This window comes from Psychromonas sp. CNPT3, from assembly GCF_000153405.2.
Classification (GTDB): Bacteria; Pseudomonadota; Gammaproteobacteria; order Enterobacterales; family Psychromonadaceae; genus Psychromonas.
This window is the reverse complement of sequence record NC_020802.1, coordinates 2,388,204-2,408,512: the sequence shown is the minus strand read 5'-3', so window position 1 is coordinate 2,408,512 and position 20,309 is coordinate 2,388,204. Positions and strand designations below refer to the sequence as shown.

Below are 20,309 nucleotides of genomic sequence, written 5' to 3'. Positions count from 1 at the left end.
TGATAGATATACATCAGCGCTTATTAAATGTATGACCTTAGATCCTTGTGGATCTTTATTTTTTTTATATCATATTATTTACGGAGTCACAAAATGAAAGGTTTATTTAAAGTTATGATGCTTAGCGTTGCAATACTTGCAACCTCTAGCGTATTTGCTGCTGATGCACAAAAAATTGGCGTTGTTTATCCTTCTAAAATAATGAAAGAGTCCCCACAACGTGCACGTATTATTAAAAAATTAGAGTCTGAGTTTAAGGGGCGTTACCAAGCTCTGCAAGCGCTAGAGAAAAAAATAACTAAATATGAAACAACATTAAAACGTGATTCAGAGTTGATGAAGCCTGCAGAAGTAACGGCGATACAGCGTAAAATACAAGTGAAAATGTCTGAATATAAGATCAATCGTAAAGCATTTGAAGAAGATAATCGTCGCCGCCAAGGTGAAGAGCAACAAAAAGCGTTGATCGTCGTACGCGATGTTATCAACTCCGTTGCTAAAAAAGGTCATTATGATCTGATCTTAAATGGGGAGCAAATTATTTTTGCAACGCCAGCATATGATATTTCAGATCTAGTGATCCAAGAGATCAGTAAAAAGTAGAGAGTAAGAAAGACTCTTAGATATAGATAAAAAACCGAATTCCTCTGCTTTTTACGCTACAATAAAGGCGTAGAAACTGCAGGGGATTTACATTAATAAAAGTATCTGTTTTTTTTAAAGAAAAGATAAAATTCTCTGCATTGAGGTTATTATGTTTTCTTTAAAAAAAATAATTGTTAAAGATAATGGATAGACAGTATGAAATATAATTTGTCAAAATTAAGCGAGCTACTAAACGCACAATACAGTGGTGATGGTGAATTAATATTGTCGCATTTGGCGACATTTGATAGTGCCCGTGAAGGCGATATCACCTTTGTTTCGGATAAAAAACTATTAACGAGAATAGGGCAATGCCAAGCGAGTGCTATTGTTTTACCGAGTGAACTCCAAGCGACTTATCAAGGTAACGCGCTGTTTATGGATAACCCATATGTGGGTTATGCCATGCTTGCGCGCATCTTTGATACTACGCCTGTATTGCGCCAAGGAATTGCAAGCAGTGCGACTATTCATCATTCTGCAACGATTGGTGAAAACGTGGCGATTGCTGAAAATGTGGTAATTGAAGCGGGTGTTAGCATAGCCAATAATTGTCAAATTTCTGCAAATGTCGTCATCGGCTTAAATAGCTCGATTGCAGATGAAACTAAAATATACCCTAATGTGACGATTTATCATTCATCACAAATTGGTAAGCGCTGTATTATACATGCCAATACAGTCATTGGATCGGATGGTTTTGGTAATGCACCGTATCAAGGTAAGTGGATAAAAATACCACAAATCGGCAAAGTTATTATGGGTGATGATGTTGAAATCGGTGCATCTACCACCATTGATCGTGGCGCATTATCAGATACGCTAATTGCAGATGGTGTTAAAATTGATAATCAATGTCAGATTGCACATAATGTGGAGATTGGTGAAAATACTGCGATAGCAGGGGGCTCGAATATAGCGGGTAGCACGGTTATTGGGAAAAATTGTATTATAGCGGGCGGTGTGCAGATGAACGGGCATATTACAATAGCAGATAATGCCGTGATCACGGGTAACAGTATGGTTGTGCGTAGCATTAAAGAAGCGGGTGTTTATTCATCAGGCGTCCCAGCAACGACCAATAAAGAATGGCGTAAAACGACGGCATATACATTAAAAATAGCACAGTTGTTTAAACGAGTTAAACAACTTGAAAAAAAAATACAAGAATAAAAATAAGGAAAATTCCATGAGCAACGAGTTAAATTCATTAGATATTAAAGAGATCATGGATCTTCTTCCACATCGCTACCCTTTTTTATTAGTCGATCGCGTGATTGATTATGAACCAGGAAAAACGCTACAAGCCATTAAGAATGTATCTTTTAATGAGCCTCAATTTCAAGGGCATTTTCCAGGACACCCTGTGTTTCCTGGCGTTATGATCATTGAAGCCTTAGCGCAAGCGACGGGTATTTTAGCGTTTGCAACATATGGCAAGCCTGCACCGAATGAACTTTATTTTTTAGCGTCTATTGATAAAGTACGTTTTCGTAGACCCGTTGTACCGGGTGATGTATTAGAGCTTGAAGTTATCTATTTGAAAGAGCGTCGCGGTATGGGTAAATTTGAATGTACTGCTAAAGTCGATGGTGAAGTCGCTTGTCAGGCGATGATAATGTGTGCAAGAAGAGAGGTTTAATGATTGATTCTACAGCAAAGATACATGCAACCGCAATTGTTCACGAAAGTGCAATTATTGGTAAGAACGTCGAAATAGGCCCTTATACGATTATTGGTGCGCGTGTTGAAATAGGCGATGATTGTTGGATTGCACCTCATGTTGTGGTGAATGGTCCTACTAAAATGGGTAAAGGCAATAAGATTTTTCAATTTGCCTCCATTGGTGAAGATTGCCAAGATTTAAAATATAACGGTGAAGAAACATTTCTAGAGATTGGCGATAATAACGTCTTTCGTGAAAGTTGTACTATTCATCGTGGTACTGCGCAGGATGAAAGTACCACCATCATTGGTAATAATAACTTATTAATGGCTTACGTACATGTGGCGCATGATTGTATCTTGGGTAATAATATTATCCTTTCCAATAATGCGACCTTAGCGGGTCATAGCGTGTTAGGCAATCATGTTATTATTGGTGGACTTTCTGCTTTGCATCAGTTTACCCGTGTGGGTGAATACGCGATGGTTGGTGGGTGCTCTGCGGTAAATAAAGATATACCACCTTACTTTATGGCATCTGGAAACTATGTTCAGGCACAAGGTATTAACTCGATTGGCTTAAAACGCAGTGGTTTTAGTAGTGCTGCTATCATGGAAATCAAACGCGCTTATAAAGCACTTTGCCGTGATGGTAATCAGCTCAGTCAAGCGCAAGAAATTATCAAAGCGAAAATTGACAATTGTCCTGAATTACAAATACTCTATGATTTTATATGCGTCGAGAGTCGAGGCATTGTGAGATAGGTTTTTGAATAAAAAAAAAGGCTCTCAGAGCCTTTTTTTTGCAGAGGATTTTATGAAAAAAGTATTACGTATCGGCCTTATTGCAGGAGAAGCTTCGGGTGATATTCTCGGTGAAGGATTAATTAAAGCATTAAAGGTTCACTATCCGGATGCTATTTTTGAAGGTATTGCAGGGCCTAAAATGATAGCCCAAGGGTGTGTTTCTTTGCATCCTTTAGAAGCGTTATCGGTGATGGGTTTTGTAGAAGTTCTCGGTAAATTGCGCAGTATTTTAAGTATCCGAAAATCAATCATTGCACATTTTTTAGAAAATCCTCCTGATATATTTATTGGTATTGATGCCCCTGATTTTAATTTGACGGTAGAGTTGAAATTAAAACAGCAAGGTATTAAAACGATCCATTATGTGAGCCCCTCTGTGTGGGCATGGAAGCAATGGCGCATTCATAAAATAGCCAAAGCGACAGATTTAGTGTTAGCCTTTTTACCTTTTGAAAAAGCATTTTATGATAGATTTAATGTTCCCTGCCAATTTATAGGCCATACCTTAGCGGATCAACTGCCCTTAGTGCGTAACAAATCAAAAGCGCGTAAAGTATTGAAACTCGATGATGATCAAAAGTTATTAGCGATTTTGCCGGGTAGCCGTAAAGCGGAAGTTGCCATGCTTGGGCCATTATTTTTAGAGTGTGCAAAGCGTATTCACAAAGCGCATCCAGAATATGAATTTATTGTTCCTATGGTTAATGCACGCCGTAAAGAGCAGTTTATGTTACAAATAAAAGAAATCGCCAGTGAGCTACCTATTACGTTATTTGATGGACACTCTAGTGACATTTTACAATCGGCTGATCTTGTTTTATTAGCATCGGGTACGGCAGCATTAGAGGCGATGCTTGCTAAAGCGCCGATGGTCGTCGCTTATAAAGTGAGTGCCATAACCTATCTGATAGCCAGGGCGCTCTCGAGCGTTAAATATACGTCTTTACCCAATTTAATTGCCGATAAAGAAGTGGTAAAAGAGTTAAATCAGCAAGACTGTACGGTTGATAATATGCAACAGGAACTAGAGCGTTTAATTGGCGCGGGAGGCGATGACATGGTGCATACCTTTACACAATTACACCAACAAATAAAATGTAATGCAGATGAGCAAGCCGCTTTAGCTGTGGTGAAATTATTAGAGAATAAAAATGAGTAAAATAAATAACGTTTTTGCAGAGATTGTTTACCCTGATGTGGACTATATTGCCGGTGTTGATGAAGTTGGCCGGGGGCCTTTAGTGGGCGATGTGGTGACGGCTGCTGTGATATTAGATGCGAATAATCCTATTGAGGGATTGGCTGATTCTAAAAAGTTAAGTGAAAAAAAACTGGCATTATTATTTACTGAAATTCAAGAAAAAGCCTTATGTATTTCAATTGGGCGAGCGTCACCGACCGAAATTGATGACATAAACATATTACAGGCAACGATGCTCGCTATGCAACGCGCTGTGCAAGGACTCTCCTTGCAACCTAATTTTGTTTTTATTGATGGTAATCGTTGCCCTACATTAAATATGGCCTGCGAAGCGATAGTTAAAGGCGACGCACGCGTCGCTGAAATCAGTGCGGCGTCAATCATTGCTAAAGTAACGCGTGATGGTGAGATGCGCGAGCTTGATGCGCGGTATCCTCAATATGGCTTTGCTAAGCATAAAGGTTATCCAACCAAAGCGCATTTTGAAGCGCTAGAGAAATATGGCCCAATCGATGAATATCGAAAAAGCTTTAAACCCGTAAAAAAAGTATTAGGTTTATTATAACGCCTGCCGGGCATTTTTTTGTGCCCGTATTTCAATAATCACCCTGTAGCAGATGGAAGCTCTATGTCCGAATCCAGTGTAAGTCATGATCCTAAATTTATTCACTTAAGAGTACACAGTGACTTTTCGATGGTTGATGGTTTAACCAAAGTAAAAGCGTTGATTGCAAATACAGCCGCAATGAACATGCCTGCCATTGCCTTAACCGACCAAACTAATTTTTGTGGCTTAGTGAAGTTTTATACTGCAGCACATAGTGCGGGTGTAAAGCCATTGGTGGGTGTCGATTTTTGGGTGCAAAGTGAAATTTTAGAAAAAGAGCAGTTTCGCATTACGGCTCTTGCAATGGACAATGAGGGTTATAAAAATATAACGGAGCTTATATCCAAAGCTTATTTTCGAGGCCATGTTGGTGGGCGCGCAATTCTTGATCAAGATTGGCTCAAAGAATATAACCACGGTATTATTTTACTTTCTGGAGCCAAAGAGGGCGACTTGGGTAAAATGTTATTAAAGGGCCATTTTGAATTGGCGAGTGAGATAACGCAATTTTATCAAACTTATTTTCCACAACGTTATTATCTTGAATTGATACGCACAGGGCGTGTTAAAGAAGAGACGTATATACACCATGCTCTCGAGTGGGCTGAAAAACATCAATTGCCGGTGGTGGCTACCAACCAAGTCGTTTTTTCTAACAAAACATTATTTGATGCGCATGTTATCCGCGTGTGTATCAATCAGGGCTATACATTAGGCGATGAACGTCGCCCGCATGATTACAGTGAAGAGCAGTATTTACGCAGCCCAGAAGAGATGTGCGAGCTCTTTTCAGATATCCCTGAAGCATTGCAAAATAGCGTTGAAATAGCCAAGCGTTGTAACGTGACACTACGGTTAGGTGAGTGTTTTTTACCCGACTTCCCTACGCAAGGTAAACCCATTAATGATTATTTTATTGAGGTTTCTCGCCAAGGTTTAAACGCCCGTTTAGAGTTTTTATTTGATAAAAACAGTGCTGATTTTGCGCAGATACGCGCGCCTTATGATGAGCGCTTGAGAATTGAACTCGAGGTCATTAACTCGATGGGATTTCCGGGTTATTTCTTGATTGTAATGGAGTTTATTCAGTGGAGTAAAGACAATGGAATACCGGTCGGTCCAGGACGTGGGAGTGGTGCGGGATCATTGGTTGCATACGCACTTAATATTACCGATTTAGATCCATTAAAACTCGATTTACTGTTTGAGCGATTTTTGAATCCAGAGCGTGTGTCGATGCCCGATTTTGATATCGATTTTTGCATGGAAAGACGTGATGAAGTGATTGATCATGTTGCGCAATTATATGGTCGTGATGCGGTTTCGCAAATTATTACCTTTGGGACTATGGCCGCCAAAGCGGTTATTCGTGATGTGGGCCGAGTACTGGGTCATCCTTATGGTTTTGTCGATAGTATTTCTAAACTGGTTCCGCCGACGCCAGGCATGACGCTGAGCAAAGCGTTTGAGGAAGAGCCTCGCTTGCAAGAGCGCTACGATGGCAGTGAAGAAGTGCGCGACTTGATTGATATGTGTCGAACATTGGAAGGCACTATTCGTAATGCGGGTAAACATGCCGGTGGCGTGGTTATTTCACCCACGACCATTACCGATTTTGCACCTTTGTACTGTGATGATGAAGGTAAGAATCCCGTTACGCAATTTGATAAGAATGATGTTGAAACCGCGGGTCTGGTTAAATTCGATTTTCTAGGTTTGCGTACCCTCACTATCATTCAGTGGGCATTGGATATGGCCAATGCGCATAAAAGCGATCGCGGTGAAGAGGCGATTGAAATAGAGCGCATAAGCTTAACGGAGCCTAAATGTTTTGAGCTTTTAAAACGCTATGAAACCACTTCGGTCTTTCAGCTTGAATCACGCGGTATGAAAGATCTTATTAGGCGTCTACAACCGGATTCCTTTGAAGATATGATAGCCTTAGTGGCGTTATTTAGGCCCGGTCCATTAGGCTCTGGCATGGTAGATAACTTTATTGAGCGTAAACATGGTCGTGAAGCGGTCTCTTACCCCGATGAAAAATGGCAACATGAATCACTCAAAGAAATACTAGATCCTACTTACGGTATTATTTTGTATCAAGAGCAAGTGATGCAAATTGCGCAGATATTATCGGGTTATACCTTGGGTGGCGCTGATATGTTACGCCGCGCGATGGGTAAAAAGAAACCTGAAGAGATGGCGAAACAACGGAGCACCTTTGAGCAAGGTGCGATTAATAATGGCATAGATGGCGAACTCGCCATGAAAATATTTGATTTAGTAGAAAAGTTTGCGGGTTATGGTTTTAATAAATCACACTCGGCGGCCTATGCGTTAGTGTCGTATCAAACGCTGTGGATGAAAACATTTTATCCTGCCTACTTTATGGCAGCCGTACTTTCTGCGGATATGGATAATACCGACAAAGTGGTTATTTTGGTGTCAGAATGTCAGCGCATGGGGCTTAATCTGTGTCCACCTGATGTGAATGAAGGCCAGTTTAAATTTAATGTCGATAAAAACCTGCGCATTATTTATGGTATTGGGGCGGTGAAAGGTGTGGGTGAAGGCCCGATTAATGCCATTATAGAGGCGCGCACGATTGGTGGGGATTTCCGCGATCTTTTTGATTTTTGTAATCGAGTGGATTTAAAGCATTGTGGTAAACGTATTATTGAAAAATTAATATTAGCCGGTGCATTAGATAATTTAGGCCCTCACAGGGCAGCTTTAATGGAAAATTTACCCTTAGCCTTAGCGTCTGCAACGCAGCATAAAAGGGCTGAATCATTTGGTCAGTGCGATTTGTTTGGTGTGTTAACGACGGACAGTGCTGATATTGAAAATAGATTTTCTAAAGTTGAAAAATGGCCTGAGAAGCAGTGGCTTGCGGGTGAAAAAGAAACCTTAGGATTATATTTAACCGGGCATCCGATCAATCAATATGAAGCGCATATACGGGCGTTTCATTGTAAGCCTATTGTTGATTTAAGCAGTGACCGCCGTGGACAAAATAGCCGAATAGCGGGGCTTATTATTGGCCTGCGTGTGATGGTGACCAAAGCGGGTAAGCGTATGGGGATTTTAACCGTAGACGATAGAACCGCACGCATCGATATCACCATCTTTGCTGATCTTCTTGACCAATATGAAGCGTTATTAGTGATGGATAAAGTCATTGTATTACAAGGCCAAGTGAGTGAAGACTTCTTTAATGGTGGTCTTAAAATGAACGCGAGAGAAGTGATGAGTATTGATCAGGCGCGCGAGCGTTTTGCCTCTAAATTGCGTTTAAAAATAAATAAAGAAAAGATAGCAGATGATTTTCAGGTGCATTTTAACGAGGCATTGCAAGTCGCTAAAGGTGGTTTGTGCCCCGTTTATATACAATATACGCAGGAAAAGGCATGTGCGGAGTTAGCGTTAGGTTTATCGTGGTCGGTGACACCGAGTGATGATTTACTTTTTGCGTTGCAAAAATTACTGGGCGACGACAACGTCAGTTTGCAATTTGAACAAATAACAAGTTAGGTTTTTAAGCTATTGATTTATTAACCTAACTTTATGAAGATGAGAAAAGATGAAAGATTGTGATTTATTACCTTATTTACAAGCGCAATTAAAAACACTTGCGCCACAATGCGATAATTTTAAAATTGCATTAAGTGGTGGCATGGACTCTGTGGTGTTATTACATCTTTTTTCTCGTTTACATAACGGCAAGGTGATGGCACATCATGTGCATCATGGCCTTAGCGCACATGCGGATGACTGGCTACTTTTTTGCAGTACATTATGCAAAGCGTTGAATGTCGACTTTTGTGCGACCCGCGTGCACTTAGATAAAAAAAACAGAAGTAGTTTGGAGGCGGTGGCGCGTGAGCACAGGTACAAAGCGTTGCAAGAAAATGCATCGGTAACGACCTGTTTAGTCACTGCGCATCATCAAGACGATCAACTTGAAAGTATCTTGTTAGCCCTTAAAAGAGGTGCGGGATTAACCGGGTTACAAGGTGTTTTGGCGACGCAAAAATTGCCCAAAGGGATGCTGATAAGGCCTCTTTTAGATGTATCTCGCCAGCAAATTGAAGATTATGCTGCCTTGTTTTCATTGGCGTGGATTGAAGATGAAAGTAATCAAGATCAACGTTTCGATCGTAATTTTATTCGCCACAGCATCACCCCATTATTAAAAGCGCGCTGGCCAAGCATTGCTAAAACGGCGGCCCGCAGTGCATTGCACTGCCAAGCGCAGCAAACCCTGATCGATGAATTAACCGAGGTTGATTTCAAGCTGTGTATAAGGCGATTATTAAATGATGCAGTGCTTAATATCAGTGCATTAAAAGCCTTAACCGCCACGCGGCGCAGTAATGTATTACGGCAGTGGTTTAAAAGTGTTGAACTTGCATATCCCTCGACAAAACAGCTTATTGCACTTTGGCATGATATTGCCCTTTGTGATGAGGGCGCTTGTCCTAAAATGAATTTTAAATCGATGAGCGTACGTCGTTATCAAGATGATCTTTATTTTGTAGATGAGCAAAAAATGCAGATTGAAAAAGAGGTGTGTGTTTGGAAGGGTGAAGACATATTATTTTTGTGTGCGGGTAAATTGCAGATAAAAATATCCGCCAATGCGGGTTTTACCGCGAAGCAACACTGCGTTGAAATTCGATTTCGGCAACATTTGCCGGCAAGTTTATCCTGCCAGCCGATACATCGTTATGCATCTAGAAGTATAAAAAAATTATTACATGAATATAACTTGCCACCTTGGCTACGCGCACAAGTGCCATTTATTTTTATCGATGGCGAGCTTTATGCGGCACTTGGTCTGTGGCAATGCCAAATGCAAAAAATATGTTTAACAACGGATGAGACTCTAAGCCTTTCCTTTGTTTGATTTTTTATGTTTATAAAGATCTTCATCTGCTTCTTGGAACAGCGTTAATGCGGTTTTGCTTCTATCCCAGTGAGCACAACCCACACTGCTTGATAAAGAAAGTGTACTTAAAAAAGGATCCTCTTTTAGGGCGTCACTAAGGCGCTGTTGCACTTTATTACTCGATTTATCTGTTGTAGCCTGTAATACAATGGCAAATTCATCACCCCCTAAACGAAATGCCATATCCGATGCACGTATGACGGTCGTTAACAGATGCGCAAATTGTTGTAACACCTGATCGCCTTTAAAGTGACCATAAGTATCATTAATATTTTTGAAATCATTGACATCAAAAATGAGTAAGGATAAACCTTTATTATCACGATAATTCTTGTCGATGGCGAGTTGTAATACCTCATCGTAATAGGCTCTATTACCAATGTTAGTGAGGTGATCTTTAAACACCATAATGTTTAATTCACTCAGTTTTAACGTATGTTTTAACATCGGTAAAAGTAATAGGTGTAATTCCATTAATATTTTGTTATCGCGATGGCTAAGTGCCTGCTCACTTTCATAAGTGAGTTGACCAATACAAGGACTAGTCGAAGATAAAGGAAAATGAAACGTTTTGGCACACTTATAATTCGTTTTGTTATCTTTATTAAAAGAGGTATGTGCGGATTTAAAGCTGATATTAAAAGGGCGGACAAATTTTGCCACTAGGGTGCAAAAACTTGCCATCATGATATTAATATCTAATGATCCTTGCAATAGCTCTAAGCAGGTAAGCTTATCTTTTGTTGTTAATATCGCAACGTTAGAAAGCACTTCTAATGTTGGGCTATGTGCATATAGATAATCTCTACGCTTATGTGATATTACTTGCATAAAACCTCCTATTTAACATGATGTCTCTTTTTATTTCACCGTCTGTTTACCTTGTAATAACTTATGCAGTTATTATGCCAAATTTGGTTTTTAGGATATTTATACGCAATAGTGTATACGTTTTTAGGTTGTGTCTATGCTTAAGTGGATTGTCTTTTTGATCACATCAAGGATACGCCTTACGTATTTGTCATTATTGCACTTTAATTTTAATTAAAGGGAGTGATTATTGTGCTAACAGATCTGCTCTTATTATTGTTCTCCGCCATTATTAGCGTGATTTTATTACGTAGACTGCGTATGTCTAATATCGTCGCTTACCTTTTTGCAGGCTTTCTACTCGGGCCTTCTCTGTTTAACTTAATTGATTATCATCAAGAAATTGAATTGATTGCTGAATTTGGTATTGTCTTTTTAATGTTTTCATTAGGGTTACAATTTAGTGTAAAAACACTCATTAAAATGCGTCGTCTTGTTTTTGGTGTCGGTGCTCTACAGGTTTTTTTCTCCTTTTCTCTTTTTTACTTGTTGAGTCAATTTTTTGCCATGACTTGGCAGCAGTCTTTTACAATAGCGGGGATATTGACAATGTCTTCGACCGCCATCATTGTCAAATTATTGTCAGATCAGCAACGTTTGCATTCTCGTGCTGGAAAATTGTCGATTTCTATTTTACTTTTTCAAGATCTCGCCGTCGTGCCCTTTTTAATTACTATCCCTATTATTGCCATGCCCATGCTCCCTGGTGAGCTTATGTATGAGTTATTGAATGCCTTTATGAAAGGTAGTTTTGCTGTACTTGTTTTACTTTCTATTGGGCGTTGGATTTTACCTAAGTTTTTTGATGAGATAGGTACACTACGGTTCGATGAAATATTTATATTGTCCGCTTTGTTTGTGACGTTATGCAGTGCTTGGTTTACGCAAAAATTAGGTCTGTCTATGGCGCTCGGCTCATTTTTAGCGGGGATGATGCTTGCAGAGAGCCATTATCGGCATCAAATATCGGCGGACATTCGGCCCTTTAAAGATATTTTAATGGCCGTCTTTTTTATCTCTATTGGATCCTTACTCGATTTTAATGTTTTAAAAGACAATGTGTGGTTGTTATTACTTCTCGTTTTCGTACTGATCAGCGCTAAAATAATCAGTATTAGCGTGGCAATGTTAGTGATGAAAGAGCGGGTTAATATCGCGTTAAGTGTCGGCATATCATTGGCTCAAATGGGGGAGTTCGGATTTATTTTGGTGGCATTAGGCAGTAAATATCAGATATTAGATGCATCTTTATCGTCATTACTGATAGCTGCAGGGGTGATCAGCATGTCATTAACGCCTATATTAGTGAAATACAGTCAAGTCATTAGCACTGGCGTATTACATCACTCAGAAAAAGTACTACGCCCTAAAAAAATACTACCTGGGCAATATACTGATCACACCATCATTTGTGGTTATGGCCGAGTAGGTCAAACGCTGTGCCGTTTTATGCGTGCACAATCGTTGCCTTTTGTGGTACTCGATAGAGATCCTGTGCGTATTAAAGATGCCGATAAAAAAGGCGTTAAAGTAGACTTTGGTGATGCTAATAGTGCGGATATATTATTGTTATGCGGTATTAAAAGTGCAAAACTATTGGTTATTACGTTTGATGATTTAGATAAATCACTGGCATTATTAGCACAAGTACGCGTTTTAAATAGTAACGTAAAAGTGTTAGTACGTACTAGCAATGAAATAGGATGTGCAAGGCTGCGGGCAGGGGGGGCGAACTACGCGATAGGCGAAGTACTTGAAGGTGGCTTGATGTTAGCCGCTCAAGTCTTATTTTTAAGTGGCACGAGTAGAAAAAATATCACTGCAGAATTAGAGGCCGAGCGTCAAAGATATGGGCTACCAATGTCTTGTTTTTTTGATAAAAGCCATAAACCTGAATCAGAAAGGTCAATGGCCCCCTTATATGTGATGCAATTAAAGCATGAAGACATGCTCATTGGGCGTCGCTTTAATGCGAAAGATTTCCCTCATATTGATTTGCAATCATGGCGTTGTAAAAAAGGGGCGTGTATCGAAATCGCTACTGATGACGTCTTTAAAGAGGGAGATATATTGTTATTGTCGGGCAATAAAACAGCTATCTCAGCGGTGCTTAAAATGTACCGAGGATCGATGTGATCCTCGGTGTTTAAAAATATTAACCGGGACGTTTATCAAGACGTGCCTGCAGTAACATCTTTGCATAAAATAAAATAAAGAGGCCAAAGGCGCCGACCCACAACGAAATGCTTAGCCAATAACTCATTAAGGTGAACTGAGGATAAAACAAAGGTAAAAAAGCACGTATTACACCGGCGAGCAAGATACTAACAAAAGCGATACTCATCCATTTAGAGGGGCGTAGAGGTCGGCCTGTATGACCCAAAGAGACTCGACTTATCATGGCTAAAATGATACCTCCAAAACCTGCTATTGCAGTTAAGTGCATCATTCCTGTAGCATTAAATTGTGGCATAAATAAAGCTAAAGAGTAGAAAATCAAACCACTTGATAATAATAAATAGCTAAAATGCAGAGACCATAAAAGAGCAACGGGTAAGGTGATCAATGGGCGCCAGCGTAGTACTCTGCATAAATTAGCAATACCAGTAATCAGCGCTAAATAAGCGCTGACGGCTTGATATTCGGGAAACCAAGTTAAGAGCGCTAAGGCAAGTAATGGGAATAAAGAAAGGTATTCAATGTAGCGATTACTTTGCACTTTTTGGGTTGAAGTACCTTTACTGGTAAAGAAAGGGATCACGCGTCCCCCCATCATTGCGATAATAAAAAATACTAAAAACAACATACTCCAGATCGCATGTTGTGAAAGCATGTAATCGTGGGTTTTAAAGCCGATCAAACTGAGTGCATTTAATAATGTCATGATAAGTAGCAGTGGCACAAAAAATAAATTACGCCATTGCTTCGCATGAAAAATAGCTTGCGCTAAGACGAGGGCTGCCAGTGGCATCCAACTTAACTCAAGCGCCATCGTTAACCAGAATAAATTCTCAGGAATTATAAAAAGCGCTATTCGTGCTAATATCCACAAGCTAAATAATAGCGCCAGTTTTTTGCCTTTTAATCCAGGGTAACCGGTCCAAGTCTGCACTGCGGTCAGTAAAAACCCGAGAATGATGGCACCTGCAAAGCCAAAAAGCATCTCATGAGCATGCCACTGCGCACTGGGTATGGGTGAGTTTAAGTGTATATTCGCACTAAGTAATAGCCCCCAAAGTAGTAAACTTACGATAGAAAAAAGGCTACCGACGAGAAAAAAAGGCCGAAAACCAAGACGAAATAGTGGAAATATTTTTTGCTCGGTGGCATTGTCAGTTATCTGTATCATGTCGCTTCCTTTAAATTTTAATTTGCTGAGTAACTTATGTCTGAGAATTTATCTAAAATACTTTTTACACAAAAACGTCATGTACAAGAAACTTCTGCAATTATCGCTAATTCTTCGACAAAAAAAAACCTTAAACTGAATGATGTTATCAAGGAGGGGGAAAGTCGTGATGGCTGGTACCGTCTTCTTAAATTTTTATTGTGGTCTTGGCAAGGTATAGAGGCAATTGATTGTTATGACGTTCTATCTAAAATATCCTCATCAAAAAACCCACGTAGCGAAACGGATATTCTTGATTCTGTGATTGGTTTTCGCTCTGGTAATTGGGCTTATGAGTGGACTCAAAAAGGCATGTATTACCAAAAAAAAGCGAAAGAGTTTGTTGAGGAGGGTAATAATAGTCGTGCTCAAAAAGCCTTTTATAGCGCCTCACAATTTTATAGTGTGGCAAGTTACCCGCATTTGCGAGGCGATGAACTGAGTATACAGGCGCAGTTGTTGGCTTTTCAGAACTATAGAGAGTCATTTAAGTATGCGAGTAAAAGCCTATTAAAAGAGATAAAAGTTCCGTTCCAAGGTAAACAAATTATTTGTTACTTACATCTTCCCCATACTGAGCATATTCATCCTTTAGTTATCGTCAGTGGGGGGATCGATATGTTGCAGTGTGAAATGTATTCCCTATTTGAAAACGATTTGGCGCCAGCGGGCATTGCAATGTTAACGGTAGATATTCCCGGTGTGGGCTTTTCATCACAAGTAAAACTAACGGAAGATGCATCGCAATTACATCAAGCGATCATACATTATATGCAACATGTGCCTTGGGTGGATCAAGCGCGGATCTCATTAATGGGCATGCGCTTTGGTGGAAACATCGCGACGCGGTTGGCTTTTCTAGAGCCCAAATCGATTAAATCTGTGGTGTCAGTTGGTGCAACGGTCTCTTCTATCTTTGATGATAAGGACAAATTTAAAGCGCTACCTCCTGTCTTACTTGATTGTTTCGCATCACGCTTACAAGTCAATAATTCTGATGTCGCGCAACTCTATCCACTCTGCATGCCTTTTTCACTTGTTAAGCAAGGGTTACTCGCTCGTAAACGTATTGAAACACCTTTTTTAAGTATTGGGCATAAGCATGATATGCTGTGTGACGAGAAAGACCTGATAGCGATAGCTAGGGCAAGTTGGGAAGGAGAATCTCAGATCCATGATAAACCTCCCATTTTTACATCTTATTTACACTCTTTACGTTATTCTGCCCAATGGTTAACAAGACATCTTCTTGAGTGAATGGTAAATTGTTTGTTAAATTGTTTATTAAATTATTTATATAGGAGTTAATGTATGACTGTGGCCATAAAAAAAATGCCATCAAGAGGGCGGTTATTTAAGTTATTCACCGATTTAGGCCCTTATTTTCGGAAACTACAATCAACACAAGATAGTTTCTTTTTTGATTGTTTAGAGATTTGTGTTGATGCTGCAGCCGATCCTGCAGAGCGAGAGTTTTATGGCTGGTGGGCAATGCTGTACCGCACGGATGATGGATTTGAATTTGAACGCTTTGATGGTCTGTTTGATAAACAAGGTGATTGGACTGCGCACAAATTTAAAAAAGCAGAGCAAAAGCAAATTGATGCTGCCTTTGAAACTTTTTTATTAAACATCACCGCGTTGATAGAAGAAGAAACGGGTAGCACTTTATGCGCTCGAGAAGCTACGCTTACAGAAGTTTAATCGTTTTACTTGCTGATTTTGCATCGGCAAGGCACATCGGTATATACTAAAAAACAGCAACATATCGTTGCTGTTTTTTTATAAGAAAATTAAAGTCCATGAAAATTAAGAATAAAACGATTGTTGTTAAGCTTGGTACAAGTGTATTAACCAGCGGTACTAAAAAATTAGATAGAGCGCATATGTTAGAAATTGTGCGTCAATGTGCATTACTACATAAGCAAGGACATCATATTGTTGTGGTCACCTCTGGGGCAATTGCTGCCGGAAAGGAATATTTAGGTTTCCCTGATATCAAAGATACGATTGCCAATAAGCAGATGTATGCAGCCGTAGGGCAAGGGCAACTTATTAAAGAATGGGAAGCTCTTTTTAAGATTTATTCAATACATGTGGGACAAATGCTATTAACGCGTGCCGATTTAGATGATCGTGTGCGTTTTTTAAATGCTCGAGACACCCTAAAAACCTTGTTGAAATATAATATTATCCCCTTGATCAATGAAAATGATGCGGTGGCAACCAGTGAAATAAAAGTGGGCGATAATGATAATTTATCGGCACTCGTTGCTCTGCTAGCAGATGCTGAGCAATTATTACTGTTAACGGATCAACAGGGACTGTTTACTGCCGATCCGCGCTTTGATAAAAGTGCGACCCTTATTCGTGAAATAACCCAAATAGATGAGTCAATACATGCACTCGCAGGGGGCAGTGTCGGAGGTCTTGGTACCGGTGGAATGGCAACTAAAATTGAATCGGCAACGGTGGCAAGTGGCGCAGGCATAGAAGTTATCATCGCGTCGGGCTCTCGTGAGAACGTGATCATTGATGCGGTGCAGAATAAATCAGTTGGCACGCGTTTTAGCGTCCTTAAAAATCGCTTAGAAAAACGTAAGAATTGGATTTTTGCAGGTTCGCGTATCTCCGGGAAAATAATCATCGACACAGGAGCTGCGCACGCACTGCTTAAATCAGGCAGCAGTTTACTCGCCAAAGGTATTGTCGGAACGCAAAACACCTTTTTACGTGGCTCTGTGGTGATGGTTTGTGATGTTAATGGCAATGACTTGGCACGTGGCGTGGTGCGTTATAAAAGCATGGACATTGAAAAAATCAAAGGCATACATTCACATATGATTGAATCATGTTTAGGTTTTGAGCATGGTAGCGTTGTCATGCATCGAGATGATTTAGTGTTACTTTAAATACGTGAACGTGAACGTAGATGTTGATATGTGTGCATTAAGGAATAAAAAATGGATTTATTAGAGATTGGAAAATTAGCACAACAAGCAAGTTATGAGTTGGCCCTTTTAGATAGCCATACAAAAAATGTTGCTCTTGAGACGATTGCCAGCGCATTAGAGGCGCAGCAAACACTCATTTTAGAGGCGAATAAGAAAGATATCGAGTTGGGCATTAAAAACGGCTTGAGTGATGCGCTTTTAGATCGTCTGCTGTTAGATGCGCCGCGATTAGCCGGGATCATTAGTGATTTACGACAAGTGATAGCATTAAAGGATCCGGTGGGAGAGGAGTTTGAGAGTCAAGTGCTCGAAAATACCTTAAGATTATGTAAGCGCCGCGTGCCGGTGGGGGTTATCGGGGTTATTTATGAAGCCCGCCCTAATGTCACCATAGATATCGCAACATTATGCTTAAAAACAGGTAATGCCTGTATTTTACGTGGCGGTAAAGAAACCATTCATTCTAATATTGTTTTGGTTAATATTATCCAAAAAGCACTGCAAGATGCGGGCTTACCAAAAGCTGCTGTTCAATACATTGAAGACACGGACAGAGCATGGGTTGCGAAACTCCTTAAAATGGATCAGTTCGTCGATATGATCATTCCTCGCGGTAATGCCGGTTTACAAAAATTTTGTAAAGAAAACAGTACGATCCCCGTTATCGTTGGCGGAATAGGCATTTGCCATCTCTACGTAGAAAAAACAGCGGATATTGAAAAAGCATTAGCTATCATCGAAAATGCAAAAGTGCAACGTCCTGCAGTATGTAACGCGCTGGATACATTGTTGGTTGATGCGAGCATTGCCTCAGCGTTTTTAACTAAATTAGCCGATAAATTATTGCCTCTTGGGGTCACATTAGTAGCAGAAGAAAAAGCCAAGGCTATTTTAGGTGAGCGCGCGATCAAAGCGCAAGCGGATGACTTTTCACGAGAATGGTTATCCTTGAACCTTGGCGTTAAAGTGGTGAGCGATTTAGATGAGGCTCTTGCGCATATTCGTAAATATAGCTCGCAGCACAGTGACGGTATATTAAGTAACGATTTGGCGCAGACGACTAAATTTGTTAATGCGGTAAATTCAGCTGCAGTATATGTGAATGCCAGTACACGTTTTACGGATGGCAGTCAGTTTGGTTTAGGCGCTGAAGTTGCTGTATCAACACAAAAATTACATGCCCGTGGACCGATGGGGTTAAGTGCATTAACCACGTATAAATGGATTGGTGTGGGCGATTATTTAGTGCGCCAATAAAATACATTGGGGTTATAAACTATCTCTACTTATTGTTATTTAAGCGCCCTAAGCCAGCACTTAAACAGGGCTTATTAATAATGGCGCTTAAATAACACGTTGCACGGATCTCTTTTATTTAATGATCCGAGCTTGTACTTCACCTTTTGCAAAATGGATATTGAGTTTACTTTCTTCTTTTAAGCTAGTCGCATCGGTGACCACTTTTCCTTGAGCGTCTTTAACGATAGCATAACCTCGAGCAAGGGTCGCAAGAGGACTTACCGCATTGAGTCTCGCCATTTTAGTTTGTAAATACATTTGTTTTTGTTGCAACGTATTCAATAAGCTATTTTTTAAACGCGTGTATAATTGGATCTGTTTTTGCTTTTCAATTTCGATGTTTTTCTGTGGGCTATTTTGCTGTAAATGCGCATTAAGGCTGGCATTTTTTTGTACCGCTCTGTGCAGCATTTGTTGCATTGCATGGCTTAAGCGTAAACTCAACTCATCCGTCATTAATGTTTTTTGTTGTAATTTATGTTGTGGATCTTGTTGTCTTAATTTTTCTTTTAAAAGAGCATGTAAATGCGAATTATGCTGCATATAACTATGAATAGCGCGTTGTAGACGTGTTGTTAACGTACTTAACTGCGTACTGACAAAGGTTTTATTTTGACTGACCAGTTCAGCTGCCGCTGACGGCGTTGCAGCTCTAATATCGGCAACAAAATCACTAATAGTCACATCAATTTCATGTCCTACCGCACTGATAATAGGTAACTGGCTATGAAAAATAGCATAGGCTACGTTAATATCATTAAAACAATATAAATCTTCTAATGAGCCGCCACCTCGACCTACAATTAAAAGATCACACTCATGGCGCGCATTGGCAAGGTTAATTTGTGCCACAATGGAGGCGGCACTACTTTTTCCTTGTACCAAGCTGGGATAAATAATAACTTCTAAGCGTGGATCGCGTCGTTTTAAAACACTTAAAATATCAAAGAGAGCAGCCCCCGTTGAGGATGTAACAATACCCACGCGTTTAATGATTTGCGGTAAGGGTTTCTTATGCTCCGCAGAAAACAGGCCTTCACCTGCGAGTTGGCATTTGAGCGCTTCAAATTGTTGCTTTAAAGCACCGTCGCCTTCAGCTTGCATACTTTCAATGATTAATTGATAGTCGCCACGTGTTTCATAAAGACTGAGTTTACCGCGCACTAAAACTTGTTGACCGTGTTTTGGTGTAAATAGGGTGCGCCGGTTATTACCTTTAAACATGGCACACTTTACCTGAGCACTATGATCTTTTAAGGTAAAATACCAATGCCCAGATACGGCAATGGTTAAATTTGATATCTCTGCCGATAACCAGATAACACCTAAGCCATCTTCTAAGAGTGATTTAGCTGCGCGATTAAGACGCGTTACACTATAAATGTTTTTATTTTCAGAATTCATTTTAATTATCATTATTAGCAAAAGAGTAGGTATAAGTGTTTATTTTTTTATAACGCTTAAGTTGAACTTATATACGCATGATACTTCAAGCTGCAAAATCAGCAAGCCAAATTGGACTTAGCTTATAGGCATAAAATTGAAACATAGTTATTCTACGTTGAGGCTTTATACCAACACATCAAGGACAAAGAGAAGTTCAATTTGACTGCTCTTTTTGGGGCGAACTCAAATATCACTTGTGCGTTGCAAGCAACCTAAAGGGAATAACGATCGCCAGTACAGGTAATGCATATTGAGGCAACATGGACACATCTCACTGCTGATAGGTTTAATGAATAACGGTTAGGATGGGATCAAAACCCGCTAAAATGTACGGAAAATATAAAGTGGTACCTTTATTTTATAAAAAGATGTCAATATGTCTGTGTTTTTTTGCCAAATACGGCGCGACATGTGAATTATTAATATATATAATGCTAAGTAATTATCACATTATAATATTTATTGTGATTAGTGTC

Annotated in this window: 16 protein-coding genes; 13 read left to right on the top strand and 3 right to left on the bottom strand. The window is 39.8% G+C overall.

What is annotated here, in order from left to right; genetic code table 11:
• Positions 1-93: 93 nt before the first annotated feature.
• The 8 genes from PCNPT3_RS10565 (at position 94) to tilS (ending at position 9,834) form a co-directional block, all read left to right on the top strand.
• The gene (locus tag PCNPT3_RS10565; protein ID WP_015465857.1) at positions 94-603 is read left to right on the top strand and encodes an OmpH family outer membrane protein; all 510 of its coding nucleotides are present in this window, start codon (positions 94-96) and stop codon (positions 601-603) included.
• Between the two features lie 198 nt (positions 604-801).
• On the top strand, positions 802-1,818 hold the full coding sequence (gene lpxD / locus PCNPT3_RS10560; RefSeq protein ID WP_015465856.1) for a UDP-3-O-(3-hydroxymyristoyl)glucosamine N-acyltransferase: 1,017 nt from the start codon (positions 802-804) through the stop codon (positions 1,816-1,818).
• Positions 1,819-1,834: 16 nt separating this feature from the next.
• On the top strand, positions 1,835-2,287 hold the full coding sequence (gene fabZ / locus PCNPT3_RS10555) for a 3-hydroxyacyl-ACP dehydratase FabZ (RefSeq protein WP_015465855.1): 453 nt from the start codon (positions 1,835-1,837) through the stop codon (positions 2,285-2,287).
• Entirely contained in the window at positions 2,287-3,075 is a 789-nt protein-coding gene (gene lpxA, locus PCNPT3_RS10550; RefSeq protein WP_015465854.1) for an acyl-ACP--UDP-N-acetylglucosamine O-acyltransferase, read from the top strand. Before fabZ ends, lpxA begins: the two co-directional genes overlap by 1 nt.
• 52 nt (positions 3,076-3,127) lie before the next feature.
• Positions 3,128-4,276: a lipid-A-disaccharide synthase gene (lpxB, locus tag PCNPT3_RS10545; protein WP_041771536.1), complete on the top strand. Its 1,149-nt coding sequence runs from the start codon at positions 3,128-3,130 to the stop codon at positions 4,274-4,276.
• Positions 4,269-4,883, top strand: coding sequence for a ribonuclease HII (gene rnhB / locus PCNPT3_RS10540; protein WP_015465852.1), 615 nt, complete (start codon positions 4,269-4,271; stop codon positions 4,881-4,883). Before lpxB ends, rnhB begins: the two co-directional genes overlap by 8 nt.
• A gap of 63 nt (positions 4,884-4,946) precedes the next feature.
• Positions 4,947-8,459 (top strand): DNA polymerase III subunit alpha, encoded by a 3,513-nt coding sequence (gene dnaE / locus PCNPT3_RS10535; protein WP_015465851.1) that lies wholly within the window; start codon positions 4,947-4,949, stop codon positions 8,457-8,459.
• Positions 8,460-8,508: 49 nt separating this feature from the next.
• The gene (gene tilS / locus PCNPT3_RS10530; RefSeq protein WP_015465850.1) at positions 8,509-9,834 is read left to right on the top strand and encodes a tRNA lysidine(34) synthetase TilS; all 1,326 of its coding nucleotides are present in this window, start codon (positions 8,509-8,511) and stop codon (positions 9,832-9,834) included.
• On the opposite strand, the gene PCNPT3_RS10525 is transcribed toward tilS, so the two are convergent.
• On the bottom strand, positions 9,814-10,707 hold the full coding sequence (locus PCNPT3_RS10525) for a GGDEF domain-containing protein (protein WP_015465849.1): 894 nt from the start codon (positions 10,705-10,707) through the stop codon (positions 9,814-9,816). The genes tilS and PCNPT3_RS10525 overlap by 21 nt on opposite strands.
• Positions 10,708-10,938: 231 nt before the next feature.
• Between PCNPT3_RS10525 and PCNPT3_RS10520 the strand changes: the two genes are divergently transcribed.
• Positions 10,939-12,882, top strand: a complete 1,944-nt coding sequence (locus tag PCNPT3_RS10520) for a cation:proton antiporter (RefSeq protein WP_015465848.1) — start codon at positions 10,939-10,941, stop codon at positions 12,880-12,882.
• Positions 12,883-12,901: 19 nt separating this feature from the next.
• Here PCNPT3_RS10520 and PCNPT3_RS10515 read toward each other — a convergent pair whose 3' ends face one another.
• On the bottom strand, positions 12,902-14,095 hold the full coding sequence (locus PCNPT3_RS10515; protein ID WP_015465847.1) for an NnrS family protein: 1,194 nt from the start codon (positions 14,093-14,095) through the stop codon (positions 12,902-12,904).
• A gap of 36 nt (positions 14,096-14,131) precedes the next feature.
• On the opposite strand from PCNPT3_RS10515, the gene frsA reads away from it, so the two are divergent.
• From frsA to PCNPT3_RS10495, 4 genes are all read left to right on the top strand, one after another.
• A complete protein-coding gene (gene frsA, locus PCNPT3_RS10510; protein ID WP_015465846.1) occupies positions 14,132-15,391 on the top strand; it encodes an esterase FrsA in 1,260 nt (419 codons plus the stop codon).
• Positions 15,392-15,445: 54 nt separating this feature from the next.
• Complete coding sequence (gene crl / locus PCNPT3_RS10505) at positions 15,446-15,838, top strand: sigma factor-binding protein Crl (protein ID WP_015465845.1); 393 nt, start codon at positions 15,446-15,448, stop codon at positions 15,836-15,838.
• A 98-nt stretch (positions 15,839-15,936) separates the two neighbouring features.
• A complete protein-coding gene (gene proB / locus PCNPT3_RS10500; protein ID WP_015465844.1) occupies positions 15,937-17,046 on the top strand; it encodes a glutamate 5-kinase in 1,110 nt (369 codons plus the stop codon).
• Between the two features lie 51 nt (positions 17,047-17,097).
• On the top strand, positions 17,098-18,345 hold the full coding sequence (locus PCNPT3_RS10495) for a glutamate-5-semialdehyde dehydrogenase (protein WP_015465843.1): 1,248 nt from the start codon (positions 17,098-17,100) through the stop codon (positions 18,343-18,345).
• 114 nt (positions 18,346-18,459) lie between these two features.
• Here the strand turns inward: PCNPT3_RS10495 and xseA are convergent, their stop codons facing one another.
• Positions 18,460-19,791, bottom strand: a complete 1,332-nt coding sequence (xseA, locus tag PCNPT3_RS10490) for an exodeoxyribonuclease VII large subunit (RefSeq protein WP_015465842.1) — start codon at positions 19,789-19,791, stop codon at positions 18,460-18,462.
• Positions 19,792-20,309 lie beyond the last annotated feature (518 nt).

Bases quoted from the DNA above. Each gene is read 5' to 3' on its own strand.
- PCNPT3_RS10565 (WP_015465857.1), top strand. From the start codon at position 94: ATGAAAGGTTTATTTAAAGTTATGATGCTTAGCGTTGCAATACTTGCA.
- lpxD (WP_015465856.1), top strand. From the start codon at position 802: ATGAAATATAATTTGTCAAAATTAAGCGAGCTACTAAACGCACAATAC.
- fabZ (WP_015465855.1), top strand. From the start codon at position 1,835: ATGAGCAACGAGTTAAATTCATTAGATATTAAAGAGATCATGGATCTT.
- lpxA (WP_015465854.1), top strand. From the start codon at position 2,287: ATGATTGATTCTACAGCAAAGATACATGCAACCGCAATTGTTCACGAA.
- lpxB (WP_041771536.1), top strand. From the start codon at position 3,128: ATGAAAAAAGTATTACGTATCGGCCTTATTGCAGGAGAAGCTTCGGGT.
- rnhB (WP_015465852.1), top strand. From the start codon at position 4,269: ATGAGTAAAATAAATAACGTTTTTGCAGAGATTGTTTACCCTGATGTG.
- dnaE (WP_015465851.1), top strand. From the start codon at position 4,947: ATGTCCGAATCCAGTGTAAGTCATGATCCTAAATTTATTCACTTAAGA.
- tilS (WP_015465850.1), top strand. From the start codon at position 8,509: ATGAAAGATTGTGATTTATTACCTTATTTACAAGCGCAATTAAAAACA.
- PCNPT3_RS10525 (WP_015465849.1), bottom strand. From the start codon at position 10,707: ATGCAAGTAATATCACATAAGCGTAGAGATTATCTATATGCACATAGC.
- PCNPT3_RS10515 (WP_015465847.1), bottom strand. From the start codon at position 14,095: ATGATACAGATAACTGACAATGCCACCGAGCAAAAAATATTTCCACTA.
- frsA (WP_015465846.1), top strand. From the start codon at position 14,132: ATGTCTGAGAATTTATCTAAAATACTTTTTACACAAAAACGTCATGTA.
- crl (WP_015465845.1), top strand. From the start codon at position 15,446: ATGACTGTGGCCATAAAAAAAATGCCATCAAGAGGGCGGTTATTTAAG.
- proB (WP_015465844.1), top strand. From the start codon at position 15,937: ATGAAAATTAAGAATAAAACGATTGTTGTTAAGCTTGGTACAAGTGTA.
- PCNPT3_RS10495 (WP_015465843.1), top strand. From the start codon at position 17,098: ATGGATTTATTAGAGATTGGAAAATTAGCACAACAAGCAAGTTATGAG.
- xseA (WP_015465842.1), bottom strand. From the start codon at position 19,791: ATGAATTCTGAAAATAAAAACATTTATAGTGTAACGCGTCTTAATCGC.